General features: G+C 34.9%; 22 protein-coding genes. All 22 read right to left on the reverse strand.

Annotation, left to right across the window (positions count from 1 at the left end; genetic code table 11):
• Positions 1–7: 7 nt before the first annotated feature.
• Complete coding sequence (locus ACTYBU_RS06730) at positions 8–370, reverse strand: response regulator (protein WP_445488236.1); 363 nt, start codon at positions 368–370, stop codon at positions 8–10.
• Between the two features lie 22 nt (positions 371–392).
• On the reverse strand, positions 393–1,598 hold the full coding sequence (fliY, locus tag ACTYBU_RS06735; protein ID WP_445488238.1) for a flagellar motor switch phosphatase FliY: 1,206 nt from the start codon (positions 1,596–1,598) through the stop codon (positions 393–395).
• On the reverse strand, positions 1,588–2,586 hold the full coding sequence (gene fliM, locus ACTYBU_RS06740; RefSeq protein WP_445488240.1) for a flagellar motor switch protein FliM: 999 nt from the start codon (positions 2,584–2,586) through the stop codon (positions 1,588–1,590). The genes fliY and fliM overlap by 11 nt, the downstream gene beginning before the upstream one ends.
• A 160-nt stretch (positions 2,587–2,746) precedes the next feature.
• On the reverse strand, positions 2,747–3,175 hold the full coding sequence (fliL, locus tag ACTYBU_RS06745) for a flagellar basal body-associated protein FliL (protein WP_445488242.1): 429 nt from the start codon (positions 3,173–3,175) through the stop codon (positions 2,747–2,749).
• On the reverse strand, positions 3,165–3,386 hold the full coding sequence (locus ACTYBU_RS06750) for a flagellar FlbD family protein (RefSeq protein WP_445488244.1): 222 nt from the start codon (positions 3,384–3,386) through the stop codon (positions 3,165–3,167). The genes fliL and ACTYBU_RS06750 overlap by 11 nt, the downstream gene beginning before the upstream one ends.
• 58 nt (positions 3,387–3,444) lie before the next feature.
• Entirely contained in the window at positions 3,445–4,230 is a 786-nt protein-coding gene (flgG, locus tag ACTYBU_RS06755) for a flagellar basal body rod protein FlgG (RefSeq protein WP_445488246.1), read from the reverse strand.
• A gap of 75 nt (positions 4,231–4,305) precedes the next feature.
• On the reverse strand, positions 4,306–4,692 hold the full coding sequence (locus ACTYBU_RS06760) for a TIGR02530 family flagellar biosynthesis protein (protein WP_445488248.1): 387 nt from the start codon (positions 4,690–4,692) through the stop codon (positions 4,306–4,308).
• A gap of 11 nt (positions 4,693–4,703) precedes the next feature.
• Positions 4,704–5,333, reverse strand: a complete 630-nt coding sequence (gene flgD, locus ACTYBU_RS06765) for a flagellar hook assembly protein FlgD (RefSeq protein WP_445488250.1) — start codon at positions 5,331–5,333, stop codon at positions 4,704–4,706.
• A gap of 16 nt (positions 5,334–5,349) precedes the next feature.
• Positions 5,350–7,818, reverse strand: a complete 2,469-nt coding sequence (locus ACTYBU_RS06770; protein ID WP_445488252.1) for a flagellar hook-length control protein FliK — start codon at positions 7,816–7,818, stop codon at positions 5,350–5,352.
• A 47-nt stretch (positions 7,819–7,865) separates the two neighbouring features.
• The gene (locus ACTYBU_RS06775) at positions 7,866–8,507 is read right to left on the reverse strand and encodes a MotE family protein (RefSeq protein WP_445488253.1); all 642 of its coding nucleotides are present in this window, start codon (positions 8,505–8,507) and stop codon (positions 7,866–7,868) included.
• A complete protein-coding gene (gene fliJ / locus ACTYBU_RS06780) occupies positions 8,508–8,960 on the reverse strand; it encodes a flagellar export protein FliJ (RefSeq protein WP_445488768.1) in 453 nt (150 codons plus the stop codon).
• 4 nt (positions 8,961–8,964) lie between these two features.
• Positions 8,965–10,281, reverse strand: coding sequence for a flagellar protein export ATPase FliI (gene fliI, locus ACTYBU_RS06785; RefSeq protein ID WP_445488255.1), 1,317 nt, complete (start codon positions 10,279–10,281; stop codon positions 8,965–8,967).
• A 2-nt stretch (positions 10,282–10,283) separates the two neighbouring features.
• Positions 10,284–11,030, reverse strand: a complete 747-nt coding sequence (gene fliH, locus ACTYBU_RS06790) for a flagellar assembly protein FliH (RefSeq protein WP_445488257.1) — start codon at positions 11,028–11,030, stop codon at positions 10,284–10,286.
• Positions 11,023–12,039, reverse strand: a complete 1,017-nt coding sequence (gene fliG, locus ACTYBU_RS06795; protein ID WP_445488258.1) for a flagellar motor switch protein FliG — start codon at positions 12,037–12,039, stop codon at positions 11,023–11,025. The genes fliH and fliG overlap by 8 nt, the downstream gene beginning before the upstream one ends.
• Before the next feature lie 13 nt (positions 12,040–12,052).
• Entirely contained in the window at positions 12,053–13,636 is a 1,584-nt protein-coding gene (gene fliF, locus ACTYBU_RS06800; protein ID WP_445488260.1) for a flagellar basal-body MS-ring/collar protein FliF, read from the reverse strand.
• A 416-nt stretch (positions 13,637–14,052) separates the two neighbouring features.
• Complete coding sequence (fliE, locus tag ACTYBU_RS06805; protein ID WP_445488262.1) at positions 14,053–14,358, reverse strand: flagellar hook-basal body complex protein FliE; 306 nt, start codon at positions 14,356–14,358, stop codon at positions 14,053–14,055.
• A gap of 14 nt (positions 14,359–14,372) precedes the next feature.
• Complete coding sequence (flgC, locus tag ACTYBU_RS06810; protein ID WP_445488264.1) at positions 14,373–14,831, reverse strand: flagellar basal body rod protein FlgC; 459 nt, start codon at positions 14,829–14,831, stop codon at positions 14,373–14,375.
• A gap of 1 nt (position 14,832) precedes the next feature.
• A complete protein-coding gene (flgB, locus tag ACTYBU_RS06815) occupies positions 14,833–15,210 on the reverse strand; it encodes a flagellar basal body rod protein FlgB (RefSeq protein ID WP_445488265.1) in 378 nt (125 codons plus the stop codon).
• A gap of 582 nt (positions 15,211–15,792) precedes the next feature.
• Positions 15,793–16,572, reverse strand: coding sequence for a GTP-sensing pleiotropic transcriptional regulator CodY (codY, locus tag ACTYBU_RS06820; protein ID WP_445488267.1), 780 nt, complete (start codon positions 16,570–16,572; stop codon positions 15,793–15,795).
• 115 nt (positions 16,573–16,687) lie between these two features.
• The gene (gene hslU / locus ACTYBU_RS06825; RefSeq protein ID WP_445488269.1) at positions 16,688–18,097 is read right to left on the reverse strand and encodes an HslU--HslV peptidase ATPase subunit; all 1,410 of its coding nucleotides are present in this window, start codon (positions 18,095–18,097) and stop codon (positions 16,688–16,690) included.
• A 16-nt stretch (positions 18,098–18,113) separates the two neighbouring features.
• Entirely contained in the window at positions 18,114–18,665 is a 552-nt protein-coding gene (gene hslV, locus ACTYBU_RS06830) for an ATP-dependent protease subunit HslV (RefSeq protein WP_445488271.1), read from the reverse strand.
• A 27-nt stretch (positions 18,666–18,692) separates the two neighbouring features.
• Positions 18,693–19,598, reverse strand: a complete 906-nt coding sequence (gene xerC, locus ACTYBU_RS06835) for a tyrosine recombinase XerC (protein ID WP_445488273.1) — start codon at positions 19,596–19,598, stop codon at positions 18,693–18,695.
• Between the last annotated feature and the right edge of the window lie 3 nt (positions 19,599–19,601).

Here is a 19,601-nt window from a genome sequence, read left to right on the forward strand (position 1 = left end):
TTTTAAATTAACCTAATGTTTTACTAATTGCTTCTAATACACGATCTGCTTGAAATGGTTTTACAATAAAATCCTTTGCACCTGCCTGAATAGCATCAATTACCATCGCTTGCTGTCCCATCGCAGAACACATTATAACCTTTGCATTTGGATTGATTTTTTTAATCTCTTTTAATGCAGTAATTCCATCCATTTCGGGCATGGTAATATCCATTGTCACCAAGTCAGGCTGGCTTTCCTTATATTTTTCGATAGCTTGAGCCCCATCTGCAGCTTCACCTACTATTTCATAGCCATTTTTTGAGAGAATATCTTTAATCATCATTCTCATAAATGCTGCATCATCTACTATTAAAATCTTTTGTGCCATTACTCTCTACCCCCAGATAATTTTATTTTAATTTATTTAATCGATCGCTTTGGCTGACAATATCGGTCACTCTCACCCCGAAATTTTCATCAATAACGACTACTTCACCTTGTGCAACAAGTCGATTATTAACGAGTATATCGACCGGCTCACCTGCTAGTTTATCAAGTTCAATAATAGAACCTGATGAAAGCTCTAATATTTCTTTCACTGAACGTTTTGTTCTCCCTAATTCAACCGTCACTTGCAATGGAATATCCAAAAGCATTTCTAAATTTTTCGTTTCTGGTTCTTTTGGAGTAAAAGGTTCAAAATTAGAAAAAACAGCAGGCTGCACATTAGGTTGACCTCCAAAAGAAGAAGCTGTTCCAAAATGTTGCGGTTCCTGTATAGTCTGCTGCGCGTCCCGTTGTTTAAAGTCTTTTTGATGCCTACTATAAGTTCTTTCATCAGCATCATTAGTAGGAATCACCGACTTCTGTTTTGGTTCTTTTGGCTCATATCCTGAATTATAATCTACTTTAGGAGTATTGAAAACTTCTTCAGTTTGATTATTTACATTCATTAATCCGTCTACTAAGCTTTTTGCAAAAGGCAATTGCAGCAATTGCATGATTTTAGAATCAATTAAAGTTCCTATTTTTAGTTGAAAGGATACTTTTACAAAAATATCATCATGTGGTATTTTATCGGTCCCTTCACCTTGTGTTAAATCAAGAAGATCAATAGATGGCGGCGATATATCTACCTTTTTACTAAAAATAGTAGACATAGAAGTTGCCGCTGAACCCATCATTTGGTTCATTGCTTCCTGAACAGCGCTTAATTGGATTTCATCCATCGTCTCCGATGGGTTTGCACCGTCTCCACCTAGCATTAAATCTGCAATAATGCTAGCATCAGATTGTTTAATAACCAATAAATTCATGCCAGAAAAACCTTCTGTATAATTCACACGAATGGCAACATATGGATGTGGAAATTCTTCCATCAGTTTGTTTCTCGAAACCACTCCAACACTTGGTGTTGTAATATCCACTTTCTGATTTAATAATGTAGAAAGTGCAGTTGCAGAACTCCCAAAAGAAATATTCCCAATTTCCCCCAAGGCATCTTGTTCAATAGCAGACAGATAATCGTGCACCATTAGCTCATTCAGCTTGTCCGAATCATCGCCTCTTAATAATGCATCTATTTCATCTTGTGAAAGCATGTCTTTACTTGCCATCTTCTTTCCCCCTCTCTAAAGCCTCTAATATTTGAACAGCAACTTTTTTATTTACTTTTCCCGGCTGCCCTACAAATTTAGGAATGTCACCAACTTTAATAAGCAAGGGCTGATCAATCGATTGGTTCATTTCAATCACGTCGCCAATATCCATCATTAAAAAATCTTGAATAGAAATTTCAGATGTTCCTAGCTCAGCAACCAGCGGCACGACAGACTGTTCTATATTTTTTTCTAACCGATATGTTAATTCCGGGACTGGTTCTTTTTTTTCTGTCTGCATCCAATAATGCCCTGAAAGTTTGGGAATAATCGGCTCTAACACTACATGCGGAATACATATATTTATCATTCCGCTTGTGTCTCCAATCGTAGTATTCAACGAAATTACGACAACTGTTTCGTTCGGTGAAACCATTTGCAGAAATTGTGGATTAACTTCAAATTCAGATAACACTGGTTCTATATCCACTAATTCTTCCATTGCTTCTCGCAAATAGTCAAAGGCATTCTCAAATGTATTAGATATAATTTTTGATTCTATTTCCGTTAAATTTTCCACTTTATTTATGCTTGTTCCTCTTCCGCCCATCATTCGATCCATCATAGCATAAGCTATATTTGGGTTCACTTCCATTAATATTCTTCCTGTTAATGGCGGTACGTCAAAAACATTTAAAATGGTCATTTTCGGAATTGAGCGAATAAATTCTTCATATGGAATTTGATCCGCAGAAGTAACAGTAATTTGAACATAAGTTCTTAATTGCGCTGAAAAAAAAGTAGTCAATAACCGAGCGAAATTTTCATGAATACGTGTTAAGCTTCGTATTTGGTCTTTTGAAAATCGTAATGCACGTTTAAAATCATAAACTTTCACTTTTTTTTCTGACTGCTCTTTTTTTAATTCATCTGCATCCATTTCTCCAGAAGATAATGCTGATAAAAGAGCATCTATTTCATTTTGGGACAAAACATCTCCAGACAAAATGTCTCACCTCCGTCATCCTTATCCCACACTACCGGTCATGGAACCGTCTACTCCATAATAGCTGAATATGGAAAGACCATTGTTTTTAAAGGTCTGATTTCATCCTCTATCAATGAATAAAAACCATTCCTGATAGAGGATTCACCTTGTCCCACTTTTATTGAAGAAGAGAATTAGTAATGTAAACTTGAACTATTTTTCCGTTTTGCATCAGTTCATTTAATTTATTTTTCAACTCATTCTCTAATCCTATTTGACCCTTTTTCCCTTTTAGATCGTTGCTCGTTTTTTCTGAAAGTTCTTGTATAATAATATTTTGAACTTGGAAATCTCTTTTTTCCAACTCTTCTTTTGCCTTTTTGTTGTCTGTTTGTATCTTAAATGTTATTCTAATAAAATTATCACTTGCTAAATTTGTGGTGATTTCAGGAACATCGACAGATTCCTCTAGCACTTCATCAATGGTTGGTTCCTTTTTTTTATGATCTCCTGCAAATTTTGATAGATAGAGAAATGCGCCAGTGCCAACGATTGCTATCACAAGTATCAAAATCAGCATGATCATTACGACTTTATTATTCTTCATTCCCGTTCTCTCCTAAATTCGGTAATCCGAAAAGGCTAACAGATTGATAAAATTCTTTTACAGAATCTAAAACTTGTTGTTCTGTTTCCTTCACAACATATTTTTTTCCATTTGCTAACGTAATAGTAGTATCTGGAAATGATTCAATTGTTTCAATAAACAGGGCATTTAGTTTGAACATTTTCCCATTTAATCGAGTTACATTTATCACTGTTATTTTTTCAGAGACTATGAAAATTTCCTTTTCTTAGCCTCTGATCCTCCTTCTACTATCGTTTTAAGTTAACTAGTTCTTGTAAAATTTCATCAGATGTTGTAATAACTTTTGTATTGGATTGGAAACCTCTTTGAGCAACAATCATATCGGTAAATTCCTCTGAAAGTTCTACGTTTGACATTTCTAAGTATCCACTGTTAATAGATCCTACTCCTCCTGTACCAGGATTTGTTAACGCAGCAGGTCCAGAGTTTCCTGAAACTTGAAATGTATTTCCTCCTACTTTAGTTAGTCCTTCAGGATTCGCGAACTTTGCCAATTGAATTGTACCAGCATTTTTTGTTGCACCAGTATTGTCAATATACGTAACTGTTCCATCCGCACCAATACTAAAACTTTGCGCTGTTGCTGGAATTGTTCCTGCACCTGCAAGTTGTAATCCACTTGATGTAACTATATTTCTACTTGCATCTAAATAAAAATTTCCTGCTCTTGTATAGTAAGGGGTAGTTGATCCAGGAGCTTGTACTACAAAATAACCATCACCTGATACAGCTAAATCAAGTGTTCTTCCTGTTGTTTGCATACTTCCTTGAGTATGTATAGTATCAATCGAAGCCATTTGGGAACCTAAACCAATTTGCTTTGCGTTTATCCCACCTGTTGTTGCACCTGGCGCTGTTGCACCAGCTGTTGTTTGACTGATTAAGTCGCTAAAAGTTGTTCTTCCTTTTTTAAATCCATACGTATTAACATTGGAAATATTATTACCAACCACATCAAGTTTTGTTTGAAAGTTTTTCATTCCACTTACACCAGAATATAATGACCGTAACATTTAATTTTCTCCCTTCAAATTAGCTGCTTCCATCATTCCGCAGCTTTCGGCCTCCATTTAGGTCCAGCCATATTTTTAATTTAATACTATTGTTCCATTAATATTGGTGAATATTTGCTGTGATGCTTCGTCACGATCCATTGCCGTTATCACTGTATTGTTTTTGGCACTTACAATGAGTGCTGCATTATTTAATAGAACAAGCGATTCTTTAACACCCATTTGTTTTGCCTCATTTATTTTCCCTTCTATTTGCTTCCATTTTGCTTCATCTATAACAATGCCTCTTTGTTGTAAACGTTGACTGGCATGTTTGCTGATGTTCAGTTTATCAACCGAATGAATGGACTGCTGTAAATAGGTCGAAAAGGAAGCCGCTTTATTGTTATTTGCCTTAAATGCGTTTATGCCATTACGGATAACAGCTTGTGATTTATAAGCAGGATAAATCTGTTTATCCATAAAATCACTTCCTATTCAATTTTAATAATTTGTTTAGAGGTGATCTGACTATTCGATTCATCTTTTAATGTAAAATAAATCATGCCATTTTTTAAAGAAACAGAAGTTACTTCACCGCTTTGTTCGTTTTTATTTACATCCAAATAAGCAACTTTTCTTCCTACCATTTGGCTTGCTGTCACAAGACTATTTTCATCTTGTTTCATGCTTGAGATATTGGCAGGGCTAAGTTTCGAACCATCCTCTAATGTAAATTCAGCAGTATTATCTTTGTATGCTACAGATACTACTTTTCCTATGCCAGAAGTACTTATTTCGTTTCCTGAACCGTCTGTTTCCATTTTATTCCAATTAACTTCTTTTCCGACAAATTGGCTGTAGGAAATAAGATTAGATTGGGTTTGAAGCGAAATAAAATTATTCATGGTTGTATTCATATTCGTCATTTGCTCCAAAGATGAAAATGTTGCCATCTGTGCAATAAAATCTTTATCTTCCATTGGATTAGAAGGATCTTGATGCTGCAGCTGTGTAATTAAAATTTTCAAAAAATCATCTTTTCCTAAATTTGAACTTCCAGTAGTTGGTTTATTTTCCTTATAATTAGCTAAATATAAGGATGAATCAATTGTATTCGTCAACTCTTCACCTCCTAATTTATGTTTCCATATTCAAAAGCTCTTCTAAAAAAGACTTCTTCTGTTTATTTTGTTGTTGTTGTGAAGTGTCTTCTTGCTCTTGTTTTTGCTGTTGCTGTTGCTGCTGCTGTGATTGCTGTTCTCTGCCCATTTTGTCCTGCTGTCCAGCTGGTGTATATACTATTTCCATTTTATCAACCACTATATTTTGAGTACTTAATCCATGCTTTAGACTCGAAAGATGAGAATCCAACAATTCTTTCGCTTCAGCAGTAGCTGTGAAAATTTTCGCGACAATCGCACCTTCATTTTGGAACACCTCTATTTTAATGGTGCCTAAATGTTCTGGAGCAAGTCTTAATATGAATTTTTGACTATCTCCATTTTTCATGTACGATGCATTGGCAAAAATCTTTTGCAGCTGTTCTTCCAGTTGATTGCTTGAAACAGGGTTGCCGTTGGAACTTAATACAAGCAATGGGTGTTGTTTAGCCGAAAAAGACGTTTGCAATTGTCCGATTGGAAATGATGTTGTATCGATTTTCTTTTTTTCAGCAATCGGCTCTTGGTTAACGTTAAAGAAAGAAGCAAACGTAGATTCATTACTTGCTTTTTTCTGCAATGACTCCATTAAAATTGGATTTATCAATTTGGGATAAATTTCTTTTGGTTTTCCCGCTTGATTTGTAATCGAAGTCAGATTATCTATAATGCTGGAAACTAATGATTTTATATTTTTAGAAATCGAAGAAGTATCTCCCTTTCTTGCACTAATAGCTACCTCATTTCCCAGCTTATTTACATACTTCCTTTGTTTATCATCGAAAAGCAGAACTGATTGAACATTAGAAGGATATTCAGGTTTAATCGAATCAATATGTCGAGCCAAACCACTAAACTTTGTGTTGCTCACTTCTTGCTTTATCGCTTCTGTTTTGCCTGTTTGTGTATGTTCCAATTCCAATAATCCTGGTTGTTTGTTCGATATTTCGTTGTTGTTATTACCGAATAAAAATTCTACTTGTTGAGCTGATAATTGATCTACTAGGTCATTCGGCTGTTTTCCTGCTTTATCCACCGAATTACTATTAATATCTTTGCTTTCACTCTGTTGAATAATTGATTGATCAAGTCCATCCTTGACTAATAACTCTATTAATTCTGCTGCCGCCAACAACCGGACAGAATCCTTCGTCTGTTCCTCTCTGTTACCCTTTGGGCCGCTTTTTCCATTTGATGCTTCTGTTTCCTGAACGTATGGTTTAGTTGTTTCTCTCTGTACCAATTTAGTTAGTAATTCTGCTGGTGTAATTAAATGTAATGGATTCTTCGGCTGTTTCTCTAAATTATCATTATGTAAATTAATTACTTCAGCTTTTTCCGGTTCCATTGTTTGTAATTCATTTAACCTTGTTGTATCAAGCAGTTCACCCAACAAAGTTTTAATAGAAATCAATATTTGTTTGATATTTTTTTGATCTGCCATTATTTCTGGGCTATATTCTTTCCTATCAGTTGCAATATATGGAAGAGCTGCAAGTTGTCCTATCAGTTCATCCAGTTTATTGATTCGATCTTTATTGGTTTCATTTAGATTGGAAAAGATCGCATCGACCTTTTTTTCATTATTATGTGAACCTTTCATTCCATTCGTGTCAGTTATTTTCTCAATAAAATGAGCGGAACTGTTGTTTATCATCCTATTTTGATCTTTTAATAAAGAGTCAATCTGTTGAGAAGAAACTTCCAGATTGATCGCTGGAATTCCCTTTGTGCTACCTTCTAGAATTTTTCGTTTTCCACCTTGAATTGAATCCGGATAAAAAGTACGTTCTTTCTTTTCAAAAGTTTGGTTGTTTTGTCGTTTCTCTTGTTCGGATACTTTCGTTTGATTCAATAAATTTACAATCAAATTTGTTAAAGATTCAACTATATCAGGAACTTCCTCTTGTTTATTTGATAATGATGTTTCTTTTCCAACCATTAGCAATATTTTTATTGTATCTACCAATTTAGGAAATTCTGTATCTGCAAACATCTGATTGTTTGTTTGTTCAAAATGAAATGTACTTAAAAAATCATAAAGCTTATCTGTAACAGCTGAATATGCTTTTTCTATAATTTGATCCAACTGGATAGATGGATCATCCATATCCAATAAATCCTGATAGTCATCACCTGCAGCATCATGCAATAATTGCAGGATCCTTTCCTTCACTTGAAAATTATCGTCACTTTCTGGATCAGCATTTATATTTACACCTGTTAGTGAAGGCTCAGCGTTCGTTAAAATTCGCAATATGGAAGATAACGAATGATTATTTTCTTCATCTTGTATCAAAAGATTATGTTCAATTGGACCTGAACCTTTCACCATTGCTAACGTGTTAAACAACAAGTTAAACTTTTGAGAATTAGCAGGCGACTGAAAAAGTGCAGCATTTGATTGATAAGGTGAAATTTCCTTTCTATTGATGCCTACTTGCATTTTTTCACCTCCTTCCAAAACTTGACTATTAATCTAGTTTTTACGAATTATTCATTGGATTCTGTATTATCCGACGAGTCACTATTTGCTTCTAAATCACCAGTAGTACTTGTTTTCGATAAAAGCTCGGTATATTTGGTTGCTTTTGCTGGTTCCATTTTCTCTAATATTGGAGCAAGTGTTACAGGCTTTAAAGCAGCTAATATTTTTAAGCCTTCCTGCTCATTCATATTTCCAAGAATCGCTGCTGAACTTTTTGCAGTCATCGTTTCGTATGTTTTAACAATATCATCAAATGCTTTTTCTGTTTGTTCTTGATCCTTTTGTAATGTTTCCAGCTCTATTTGCAATTTTTCCTTTTCGAGTTGAACAGCTTCTGTTTCCTTCTCACTGCCTTCCAATTCTGACTGAAGTTTGGCAATCTGTTTTTTTTGATCGGACAATTTCGTTTCAAGCTCCAGTATTGTTTTACTGCTATTTTCAGCTTTTTCTTCTTTGGAGGCTTTTTCTGCGTGTAAAAAAGGAATATTATTTGCCAGTTCTTTTCCTTTTTCCAACACATTTGCACCGGAATAAATCATCAATAACAAGACAACAACAATGGCAAATACCATTGGAATAACAATTACTAATAAAAATCGTTGAAAGAAATTAAATGATTTCTTTTTTTTATCTATAAAATTATCCATTTAGCCACCTAGCTTTCCTGGCTGCATATACTGTTGAAGGGAAATATCATCCATTTGTTTTGCTTCCATCTCTTTTTCAAGCTGGATAAATTTCATAACATCCTTTTCTTTCATTTTGGCTAACTTTTTCACTTCTATATTTTTTTCCATTAGTTTTTCCTGATAAAAGTTCATAGAATTTCTAGCATTTACGACTATCTTTTGACTATGTTCAATCATTTTTATTAAATTAATTATAAAATGCTGATGGTGTCTTATTTCTTGAACCGAAAGTCCATTTTCCAATTTTTCCGCCTGAAATTCTTCTAGATCTTCTTTCTTCTTTAACAGTTCATATAGTTTTTCTGCCGCATCTTCAAATCTTTTCACGGCTTGATTATAAATAGCTACAACCTCATCCTTTTCTCTTTCTTTAATCGTTAATATTTTTTCGAACTTGAATGCATAGCCCATCATATTAATCTCCTGCTCCCACTAATGATCTTAACGAATGAAAACTATCCTCCATTGAAACCTTTTCATCTGTACCCTGCTTTATGTAAGATAAAATGGAGGGATAAAGTGTAATAGCTGTGTCAATTTCTTTAGAAGATCCCTTTTTGTATGCACCTATATTAATTAAGTCTTCTGAATTCATATACGTACTTAATAAGTCTCTTAACCTTTCCGCTGCTCTAATGTGTTCTTTAGAAACGATATGATTCATTACCCTGCTGATGCTTTTCAGTATATTGACTGCAGGATACTGGCCTTTATTAGCCAATTCCCTATCCATTACAAAGTGACCATCTAATATTCCTCGAACTGTATCGGCTATCGGTTCATTCATATCATCACCATCTACTAAAACTGTATAAAAAGCGGTGATGCTCCCATATTCATTTGTTCCAGTCCTTTCTAGCAGTTTTGGCAATGTTGCAAATACAGAAGGAGTGTAGCCTTTCGTTGTAGGCGGTTCTCCAACTGCCAGTCCTATTTCCCTCTGTGCCATCGCAACCCTTGTGACAGAATCCATCATCAACATGACATTTAAGCCTTTGTCCCGAAAATATTCCGCAATTGCAGTAGCTGTGTATGCCCCTTTAATTCTCATCAAAGCAGGCTGATCAGAGGTTGCTACGACTACAATCGATCGTTTTAATCCCTCAGGACCTAAATCCCGCTCAATAAATTCTCTGACTTCTCTTCCCCTTTCCCCTATTAAGGCAATAACATTCAAATCTGCTTTCGTATTTCTGGCAATCATGCCAAGCAATGTGCTTTTTCCAACTCCACTTCCTGCAAAAATACCTAAACGCTGTCCTGTCCCAACACTAAGCAGTCCATCAATTAGACGTACGCCTACTTCCATAAGGGTGGAAATAGGTGGCCTTTTCAGAGGATTTGGTGGATCTTGATCAATTGGGACTTGCTTAAGTCCTTTGGGAAGTGGAGAACCATCTAAAGGATCTCCCAGCGAATCTACTATCTTGCCTATTAGTCCTGCACCTACTTTTATTGCCAATGGCTCCGATGTACCTTCGACAAAACATCCTGGCGATATATCATGAACTGTTGTATAGGGCATCAGGATAATACTTTCATCATTAAAGCCAACTACTTCGGCTTTTATTACCCGTTTATTTTTAGTTCCAATATAAATTTTACATACATCCCCAATTGAACTTTCCGGCCCTTGGGATTCAATCATCAATCCGACCACTTTTTTTACTCTTCCATATCTTTTAAAAGAATCAATTGTATCAATTTCGGAAAGGAGTTCTGCTGCTTTCATTTTTATTCACTCTCCAATAAATCAAGCAGCTTTTGTTTAATCATCTTTAACTGTGTATCAATATTGGCATCAATTCTTCCATTAGCAGTCTCTATTAAACAGCCATTTTCTGAAATAGATTCATTTGGAAAAATAAACAAATTTGGCTGCATTGGAAATAAATTTAATAGTTCTTCTTTTTCTGAAAGTACATATTGAAAATGATTTGGATGAACATGCAATTCAATGTCTTTTTGATTTTTTGACTCTTTCAGAACTTTTTTCACTATTTCTAAAAAATGCTCGTTGTCTGCTGAAATGGTCTTGCTTATAATTTTTTCTGCCACTTTTACTCCAAGCTGTAAAATCGTTTTTTCTGCAGATTGCAAATAAGTATGATAATCATTTTTCGAAGAATCTATCACTTCTTTAGCCAATTGGATATGATTGCGATATTCTTCGTATCCATTATTTCTGCCTTGTTCTAAGCCAATTTGATATCCATTTGCTTTTGCTTCTTCTATTAACTGCTGCTTTTCGTTTTCCCAGCATTGTTGTTCTGATAAAAGCTTTTCTTTTTCGTATTCTATTTGGTCGTAGGTGTCCTTCAAAAGTTGATTTGCTTCTTGATTTGCTTTTTGAACTATTTTTTGATATTCCACATTTGAAGAATAATCTTTCCCTTCAAATGACTCTAAATATTTAATCGAAATGACTTTTTCTCCGGATTGATCTTGATTTGCCCATTTTGATTTGATTAATCTAGACAATAATATCATCTCCTCCGCCACGAGCGACGACAATTTCACCTGCATCTTCCAAACGACGAATAATGGCAACAATTCTTGACTGTGATTCTTCTACATCTTTTAGTCTAACCGGGCCCATAAATTCCATTTCTTCTTTAAAGGACTCCACCATTCTTGTTGACATGTTGCTATAAACAATTTCTTTCACTTCTTCGCTGGAAACCTTAAGCGCAAGCATAAGATCTTCATTTTCACAATCACGGATAATTCGTTGTATTGCTCGATTATCCAATGTAACAATATCTTCAAAAACAAACATTCTTTTCTTGATCTCTTCTGCTAATTCTGGATCTTGGATCTCTAAAGCGTCTAAAATCGTTCGTTCCGTTGCCCGGTCTACACCATTTAGTACTTCAACAACAGCTTCAATACCACCTGTTTGTGTATAATCTTGCGTGACAGTACTTGATAGTTTTCTTTCTAGCACTTGTTCTACTTCATTAATTATCTCTGGGGATGTGCTGTCCATAATGGCTATTCTCTTTGCAATATCCGCTTGCATCTCTTGTGGAAGTTCTGACAATATTTGTCCAGCCTGGGTTGGGTCTAAGTAGGACAAAATCAGCGATATAGTTTGCGGATGTTCATTTTGTATAAAATTTAAAATTTGGCTAGGGTCAGCCTTTCTTGCAAAGTCAAAAGGCCTAACTTGCAAGGAAGAAGTTAGTCGATTTAATATAATGGAAGCCTGTTCCGTTCCCAAAGCTTTTTCCAGCACTGTTTTTGCATATCCTATCCCACCTTGTGAGATATAATCCTGAGCTAAAGCTATATGATGAAACTCTGCCAACACTTCTTCTTTTGAAGAATTCTCCACCTTTTTCACACCTGATATTTCCAATGAAAGCTTCTCTATTTCTTCCTCACTTAAATGTTTATATACAGAAGCAGCTACATCAGGTCCTAACGATATAAGAAGAATCGCTGCTTTTTGTTTTCCTGTTAATTCATTTGCATCTCTTCTTGCCATTTCTTGACTCTCCTTAGTCCTCTGTTATCCATGTACGAAGAAGCTTGGCAAAATCTTCTGGTTTTTCTTTTGCCATTTTTTCTAATTGTTTTCTTCTTACAGTTCCATCTGAATCTTTTTCATCATTGACATCAGGAATCGAAACCGGCTGGATGATCTCTTCGATTTCCTTCTCAACTTCCTTCTTTTTACGAGTTCTGATCATTAAGAAGATTAATAAAGCAATAACAGCCAACAATACTCCGCCTATTACATATATCCACCATGGAATTGCCGTTGCTTTAGGTGCTGACGCAACTGCCTTTCCATTAAACTGTTGAACAGAGACTGCAATTTTATTGTTTAAATCCGCGTTTGTTATTTGTCCATTCGTGGTAGATTTATCAATAGTAGTTCTAACAATTGTTCCAAGGAGATTCGTCATATCATCAATTCTTGCCTGTGGAAGGGAAGAAGCATCATCAGCCACTGGCGGCTCTACCATAACTTGAATCCCCAAATCTCTTATTTTATATGGACTTTCTACTATTTGTTTTTTAATACGGTTAACATCGTAGTTTACCGTATCTTCAATCTTTTCATAATCTCCATTTCCTGAACCATCTGAAGAATTGTATGTAGTCGTATCGGTGTTTTCTTCTGCTTGTGGTACGCCTTGAGCAGCATTTTCACCTGTATAGGTTTCCGTAATCTTTTGGGCACTTACAGCAATGCCTTGCATATTTTCCTCGTCTACTGGCGTTACTATATTTTCCTCACGATTTTCTTGTGTGAAATCAACATCAGCAGTGACGGAAACCATAACTTTGTCTTGGCCCATAAGTGTCCCTAACATACTTTGCACCTGTCTTTGTATATCTCTCTCAATTTGTTTTTTTACATTGTTTTGAGAAACAAAAGTATCATTTGCAGAATTTGTTTCAGAATTTAAATCAAAATACTCAAAGTTTTGATTGGTAATGACGATATTATCAGTAGGAAGGTTAGGTACACTTTTGGACACGAGTGTATACAACCCTTTTATTTGATTTTGGGAGAAGGTATAACCAGCTTTCGTATTCAAAACAATAGAAGCAGAAGCTTCTCCCTTATTATCAGATACAAAAACACCCTCTTTTGGCAAAGTGATAATAACATTTGCATCATTTATACCGTCAATCCCTTTTATTAAATTAGCAATCTCTGTTTGCATTGCATCTAATTTTAATACATTAAACTCATTATCTGTCATGCCAAAGCTTGCATTTTGACTAAAAAAGGAATAATCGATACTGCCTGATTTCGGAATGCCTTCAGCCGCCAGCTCTACTTTCAATGTATCAACGGATTCTTCGGGTACGCTAATCGTTTTTCCACCATCAGATATTTCTGAAGAAATTCCTTTACTGTCTAAATTTTCTTTAATGGATCCTGTTTCTGAAGGTGATAGATTACTATATAAAGGCACTAAATTTTCTCTTGAAAAAAAATAAGAGGCTCCTGCAATAATAAGCACAAGCAAAAGAATGCTGCTAATCAGCAAAGTCTTTTGCGTATTGGAACGTTTAACCCAATATTCCTTCAATGGATTTAAAAACTTTTGTATATTCTCTTTCATTCTTTTCCCCCGGTTACTGTTAATAAGACTTCACTAATGGGTAGATGAGGATTATTGGATATGAATCGACAAATGAAGACGTAAGGACGCAGCGACCATAGTTAGTTTTCCTTTCATCACATCTATACAGTCAGGGTGCCTATTTGCCCTTTCCTTTTTGTTCTAAACAGCTTACTGACCGTTTTAAGTATGGAATAATTCAAAACTTCCATCAAAAGGGTCTTTATCCACTGATGGCTAGACATGGTCACAAGGTGTTATCACACAAACGAAGACGTAAGAATGTTGTAAATCTTAACTTGTATTCCATCCATCAAACTATATAGTCAGTTGCCTCTAAACCAATTCCTTTCCTATCTACAGCGAGCTTACTAGCCTTAATTAAATGTTGATAAAAGAAAATAACCATTCAATAATTAAACCGTCATCCTCATCATTTCTTGATATGCTTCAACCGCTTTGTTGCGAATTTCTATTGTTGCCTGCATCGTAATACTTGCTTTTTGAGAAGAAATCATTACTTGTGATAAATCTACGTTTTCACCATTCGCTAATTTATTTGTTAAATTATCAGAATCATTTTGTGCTTTATTTACTGCATTAAGAGAATCCTTTAAAAAAGAGGAAAAGCTTTTTTGCGTTTCTGATGCGCTTGTAGCTGTCTTAGCATTTGTGTTCATCATCGGCAATGCTGATGATACCGTTGAAAGATTAATCGCCATTTAAAAAACCACCTTTATTTACCAATTTCTAATGTTTTCATTAACATGCTTTTCGATGAATTAAGGACTGTAATATTTGCTTCATAGGATCTGGAAGCACTCATTAAATCTACCATTTCGCGTAATGGATCCACATTGGGCAATTGAACATATCCATCTTCATTAGCATCTGGATTCTCTGGATCATAGACTTGCTCAAATGGTGTTCCATCTTCTACTATGCGCGAAACTTTTACACCACCACCCATACTTCCATTGTCATTGCTTGCTGACTGTAAATAAGAGGAAAAAGATTTTCTCTCTTCTTGTGCTTGAAGAACAACTGACTTCCTTCTATATGGCTCCCATTCTCCATTAACGAGCTTCCCTCTTGTAGTTTCGGCGTTCGCCATGTTAGACGAGACAACATCCATTCTTAACCTTTGTGCTGTTAATGCCGAAGCGGTTGTATTTATGCTATGGAATATAGACATGTTATTTTCCTCCTCGTATCACATTTTCCAGCGTATTAAATTTCCCATTAATTCTTTCGATTAATGCATTATAATAAATTTGATTTGTAGCAAGGTCTGTCATTTCTTTATCCACATCCACACTATTGCCACTGTTGCTGTATGTATCATTTTTTTTAGAAGCAACAAATTCTGAGTTTGTCCTCGTAAAATCCATATGTTTTGCTTCTGTCTTATTTGCTTCTAAAGCACTTGTTAAAGATTTCTTAAAGCTGACTTCTTTTGCCTTATAATTTGGTGTATCAACGTTTGCTATATTCTGAGCAATTACTTTTTGTTTCATATTGGAATAATTTAATGCGTTTTCTAAATTAGTTATTGTGTTAGAAAAAAGTTTCATAGTACACCTCAAAAATGGAAATCTTTTGTAATATTTTTGTAGAATAATGCAATTATATGACGAAAATAGAACATGATGTCTTTAATTGTAATGAATTTGAAATAAGATGTCTATGGACATAAGGAGAATTTTAATAATCCAATAGTCCTATTTTAACATTAGAATGAAAATATTCTTAAAATCATTTTGGATTTTATTTTTATTTTTCCAAAAAAGGGGATACCATCATCATAGTACGTAAGAACTACTTTTATATTTTTTTCTTATCAAATAAACACAATTTTTTTTTGTAATGTAAATGAAAAAAAGTAGAAGTTGTCGAAATTTGATGAAAATAGAACAGGAAATGAAGTTTTAAAAAAATGGAGACTTAGATAAAAGACGAAGACATGTAGATATTTTAATATATAAACATAATAAAACAAGGAAAATCTGAATACTATAAATCTTCCTCTTTAATATTCTGCTTTAGCAGCTATTGTTCTATCTGGAAGATATTTAGTTTAAAGATATCCTTGTTTGTTTAACGATAGAAAAATCTAACAAAAAAATAGAAATCCCCATCTATTTGACTATTTGGTGTTAATTAGATTTAAGTTTCTCTAGTTCAAGAAGAAATTTTCCATTAAGCACTTTTATATACGTACCTTTCATTCCTAGGGAACGGGATTCAATTACACCCGCACTTTCCAATTTACGCAAAGCATTTACTATAACGGATCTTGTAATACCAACGCGATCCGCAATTTTAGAAGCTACTAATAAACCTTCATTGCCATTCAACTCTTCAAAAATATGTTCAATTGCTTCTAATTCGCTGTACGATAATGAACTGATGGCCATTTGTACAACAGCCTTGCTTCTAGCTTCTTCTTCAATTTCTTCTGCTTTTTCACGCAGAATTTCCATCCCAACTACTGTTGCCCCATATTCAGCCAAGATTAAATCATCATCCTGGAACTGCTCTTTAAGACGGGCTAAGATTAAAGTACCTAACCTTTCCCCTCCTCCAATAATAGGAACAATAGTAGTCAAACCTTTTTGGAATAGCTCTTTATTTTCAATAGGAAACGCTGTGTATTCGCTGTCTACATCTAAATTACTAGATGTTGCTTGTATGTTAAATAAGCTTTGCGTATATTCTTCAGGAAATTGACGATCTTCCAACATTTTTTTCATTCGATCATTTTCAATTTGTTGGTTTACAGCAAAACCTAATAATTTTCCTCTTCTGCTGAGAACAAATATGTTCGCTTCAATTACTTCACTTAATGTTTCTGACATTTCTTTAAAATTTACAGGCTTACCTGCTGCTTTTTGAAGCATTGCATTAATTTTTCTTGTTTTTGACAATAAATCCATTCTTTTTTCCTCCTATTAACTAAAACCAAAACTATTCAATTATGTTTATCCTAGTGTGATACCGTACATATTTATTGTAAATTTTCAGGAGTTGATTACTTTTTTCGCTAGTACATTATAGTATAAATTGGCTTAAATCTTTATTCCGTGAGATAGCCCCAAGTTTTTCTTCAACGTACAGCGGAGTTACTGTAATTTTGTCCATCGTTATTTCAGGCGCTTCAAATGATAAATCTTCCAGTAATTTCTCCAGTATAGTATGCAATCTTCTTGCACCGATATTATCCGTATTCTGATTCACTTCATATGCAACCTCTGCAATCTTACGAATAGCATCGTCAGAAAATTCTATTTCTATACCTTCTGTCAATAAAAGAGCTTGATATTGTTTAATCAATGCATTATCCGGTTCTACAAGAATGCGGTAGAAATCCTCAATTGTTAATTTCGCAAGTTCCACACGAATAGGAAAACGGCCTTGAAGCTCCGGGATTAAATCAGATGGTTTTGATATATGAAAAGCTCCAGCAGCAATAAATAAGACATGGTCTGTTTTAACAGAACCATATTTTGTTACAACGGTTGATCCTTCTACAACTGGCAGAATGTCTCTTTGAACCCCTTCTCTTGAAACATCTGCTGAAGAACTTCCATTGTTTTTGCTGGCAATCTTATCAATTTCATCGATAAAAATAATACCCATTTGTTCAGCACGCTGTACCCCTTCTTGTGCTACTTCGTCCATATCAATTAGTTTTTGTGCTTCTTCGTTTGTTAAGACAGATCTTGCTTCTTTAACTGTCAGCTTTCTTTTCTTCTTTTTCTTTGGCATAAAACTGCTTAATGCATCTTGCATATTCATGCCCATTTGTTCCATTCCCGATCCTTGGAGCATATCAAACATAGAAGGCTGCTGTTCTTCCATTTCAACCGTTATTTGTTCATTCTCCAGTTCTCCCAAAGCAAGTTTCTCTTTAATTATCTTTCGCTTTTCATATTTATTCGTTTCTTCTACAGCAGACTCTTCTGTTTCTGTTTCCGTATTACCACCGCCAAAAAGCATTTCAAGTGGATTTTTGTAGTTTGATTGCTTTTTAGAAGAGGAAGGCACTAATAAATCAATAATTCGATTATTTGCTGCCACTTCTGCTCTTTCTTTTACATGGAGCATTTTCTCTTCCTTTATTAATCTTACTGATGTTTCCACAAGGTCTCTAACCATTGATTCCACATCACGGCCTACATATCCGACTTCTGTAAATTTAGTCGCTTCCACTTTAACAAAAGGAGCGCTGACAATTTTGGCAATACGTCTTGCAATTTCCGTTTTACCAACACCGGTCGGCCCCATCATTAATATGTTTTTCGGACTAATTTCATCTCGTAGCTTTTCATCTAATAAACTGCGGCGATAACGATTTCTTAATGCTACTGCCACTGCTTTCTTTGCATCTTTTTGTCCAACAATATATTGATCGAGACGTTCTACAATTTGACGAGGTGTTAAGCTTGTTTTATTATTCATCAAGTAAATCCTCCTCCTATAATTCTTCCACAATAATATTATTGTTTGTATACACGCATATATCCCCAGCAATCTCCAATGCAGCTTTTGCAATTTCATAAGCGGAAAGTTGGTCACCTGAGTATTTTTTTAATGCTCTGCCAGCCGATAAAGCATAATTTCCACCTGATCCAATAGCAAGAATTCCATCATCCGGTTCAATTACTTCACCAGTTCCCGAAACCAACAATATATCCGTTTCGTTCATTACAATGAGCATCGCTTCGAGCCTGCGCAATACTTTATCACTTCTCCAAAGTTTCGCCAGCTCAACCGAAGCTCTCTGCAAATTCCCATTATACTCTTCCAGCTTGCCCTCAAATAGTTCAAATAGTGTAAAGGCATCAGCAACTGATCCAGCAAAGCCTGCAATTACCTTTCCGTTAAAAAGCTTTCGAACTTTTTTTGCTGTATGCTTCATAACGACTGCATTTCCAAAAGTTACTTGACCATCGCCAGACATGGCGCACTTTCCTTTATGTTGAACTGCAAATATTGTCGTTGCATGAAATTGTGGTAATTCAGCCATAAAAACTTCCTCCTTTAACAATCTAAACTATGCCCTTGGATGAAAGGACATATATGTTTTCTTTAAATACTCATTTGTTACATGTGTATATATTTGGGTTGAAGATAAAAATGCATGACCTAATAATTCTTGAACCGTTCTCATATCAGCACCATTTGACAATAAATGTGTTGCAAATGAGTGTCTAAGTTTATGAGGATGAATTTTCCCATGTGAAGATGTGGCATTTATCATTTTGCTTAATATATCCCGAATGCCTCTATCGGTTAAAGCTCCCCCTCTATAGTTCACAAACAGAAAGGTGTGCTGATCAACATTTTTTTTCATCAACTTTGATCTTCCATCTTTTATGTAAGATTCTAACGCGGCATGCGCAAAGCTTCCAAATGGAACATACCGCTCTTTTTTTCCTTTTCCCTTCACTAAAACGGTGGAAATAGTCATATCAATGTCTTTTAATTGTATTTTCGTACATTCTCCAACACGAATTCCTGTTGCATATAATAATTCAAGAATTGCCTTATTTCTTTTGCCTAACGGAGTAGAAGAATCGCATGACGAAAAAAGCTGCTGCATTTCTTCTTCATAAAAAAAATCCGGCAATCTCTTTTCTAATTTCGGAATCGAGATAGTTGAAAAAGGATTCGCTTCTACCAGTTTTTCTCTTACTAAAAACCGATAAAAGCTGCGCAGACTGGATATTTTCCGGGCAATAGATTTTCTAGCAAGCTGGCTATTAAATAAGTCTGTTAAATATATTCTGACAACAGATGAATCTACATCATCTAATTCACTGATTAGTTGATTGGACATAAAAAGAAAGAACTGATTTATATCATGTTGATAAAATTCAATTGTATAAGGCGAGCAATTTTTTTCTATTTGTAAGTATTCAATAAACTGCTGTAATGAAGTGGGCTCTTTTGATAACATATT

It is taken from the genome of Niallia sp. 03133 (assembly GCF_052663225.1).

Coding starts and splice junctions, on each gene's coding strand:
- ACTYBU_RS06730 (WP_445488236.1), bottom strand. CDS start 370: ATGGCACAAAAGATTTTAATAGTAGATGATGCAGCATTTATGAGAATG.
- fliY (WP_445488238.1), bottom strand. CDS start 1,598: ATGGCAAGTAAAGACATGCTTTCACAAGATGAAATAGATGCATTATTA.
- fliL (WP_445488242.1), bottom strand. CDS start 3,175: ATGAAGAATAATAAAGTCGTAATGATCATGCTGATTTTGATACTTGTG.
- flgG (WP_445488246.1), bottom strand. CDS start 4,230: ATGTTACGGTCATTATATTCTGGTGTAAGTGGAATGAAAAACTTTCAA.
- ACTYBU_RS06760 (WP_445488248.1), bottom strand. CDS start 4,692: ATGGATAAACAGATTTATCCTGCTTATAAATCACAAGCTGTTATCCGT.
- ACTYBU_RS06770 (WP_445488252.1), bottom strand. CDS start 7,818: ATGCAAGTAGGCATCAATAGAAAGGAAATTTCACCTTATCAATCAAAT.
- ACTYBU_RS06775 (WP_445488253.1), bottom strand. CDS start 8,507: ATGGATAATTTTATAGATAAAAAAAAGAAATCATTTAATTTCTTTCAA.
- fliJ (WP_445488768.1), bottom strand. CDS start 8,960: ATGGGCTATGCATTCAAGTTCGAAAAAATATTAACGATTAAAGAAAGA.
- fliI (WP_445488255.1), bottom strand. CDS start 10,281: ATGAAAGCAGCAGAACTCCTTTCCGAAATTGATACAATTGATTCTTTT.
- fliG (WP_445488258.1), bottom strand. CDS start 12,039: ATGGCAAGAAGAGATGCAAATGAATTAACAGGAAAACAAAAAGCAGCG.
- fliF (WP_445488260.1), bottom strand. CDS start 13,636: ATGAAAGAGAATATACAAAAGTTTTTAAATCCATTGAAGGAATATTGG.
- fliE (WP_445488262.1), bottom strand. CDS start 14,358: ATGGCGATTAATCTTTCAACGGTATCATCAGCATTGCCGATGATGAAC.
- flgC (WP_445488264.1), bottom strand. CDS start 14,831: ATGTCTATATTCCATAGCATAAATACAACCGCTTCGGCATTAACAGCA.
- flgB (WP_445488265.1), bottom strand. CDS start 15,210: ATGAAACTTTTTTCTAACACAATAACTAATTTAGAAAACGCATTAAAT.
- codY (WP_445488267.1), bottom strand. CDS start 16,572: ATGGATTTATTGTCAAAAACAAGAAAAATTAATGCAATGCTTCAAAAA.
- hslU (WP_445488269.1), bottom strand. CDS start 18,097: ATGAATAATAAAACAAGCTTAACACCTCGTCAAATTGTAGAACGTCTC.
- hslV (WP_445488271.1), bottom strand. CDS start 18,665: ATGGCTGAATTACCACAATTTCATGCAACGACAATATTTGCAGTTCAA.
- xerC (WP_445488273.1), bottom strand. CDS start 19,598: ATGTTATCAAAAGAGCCCACTTCATTACAGCAGTTTATTGAATACTTA.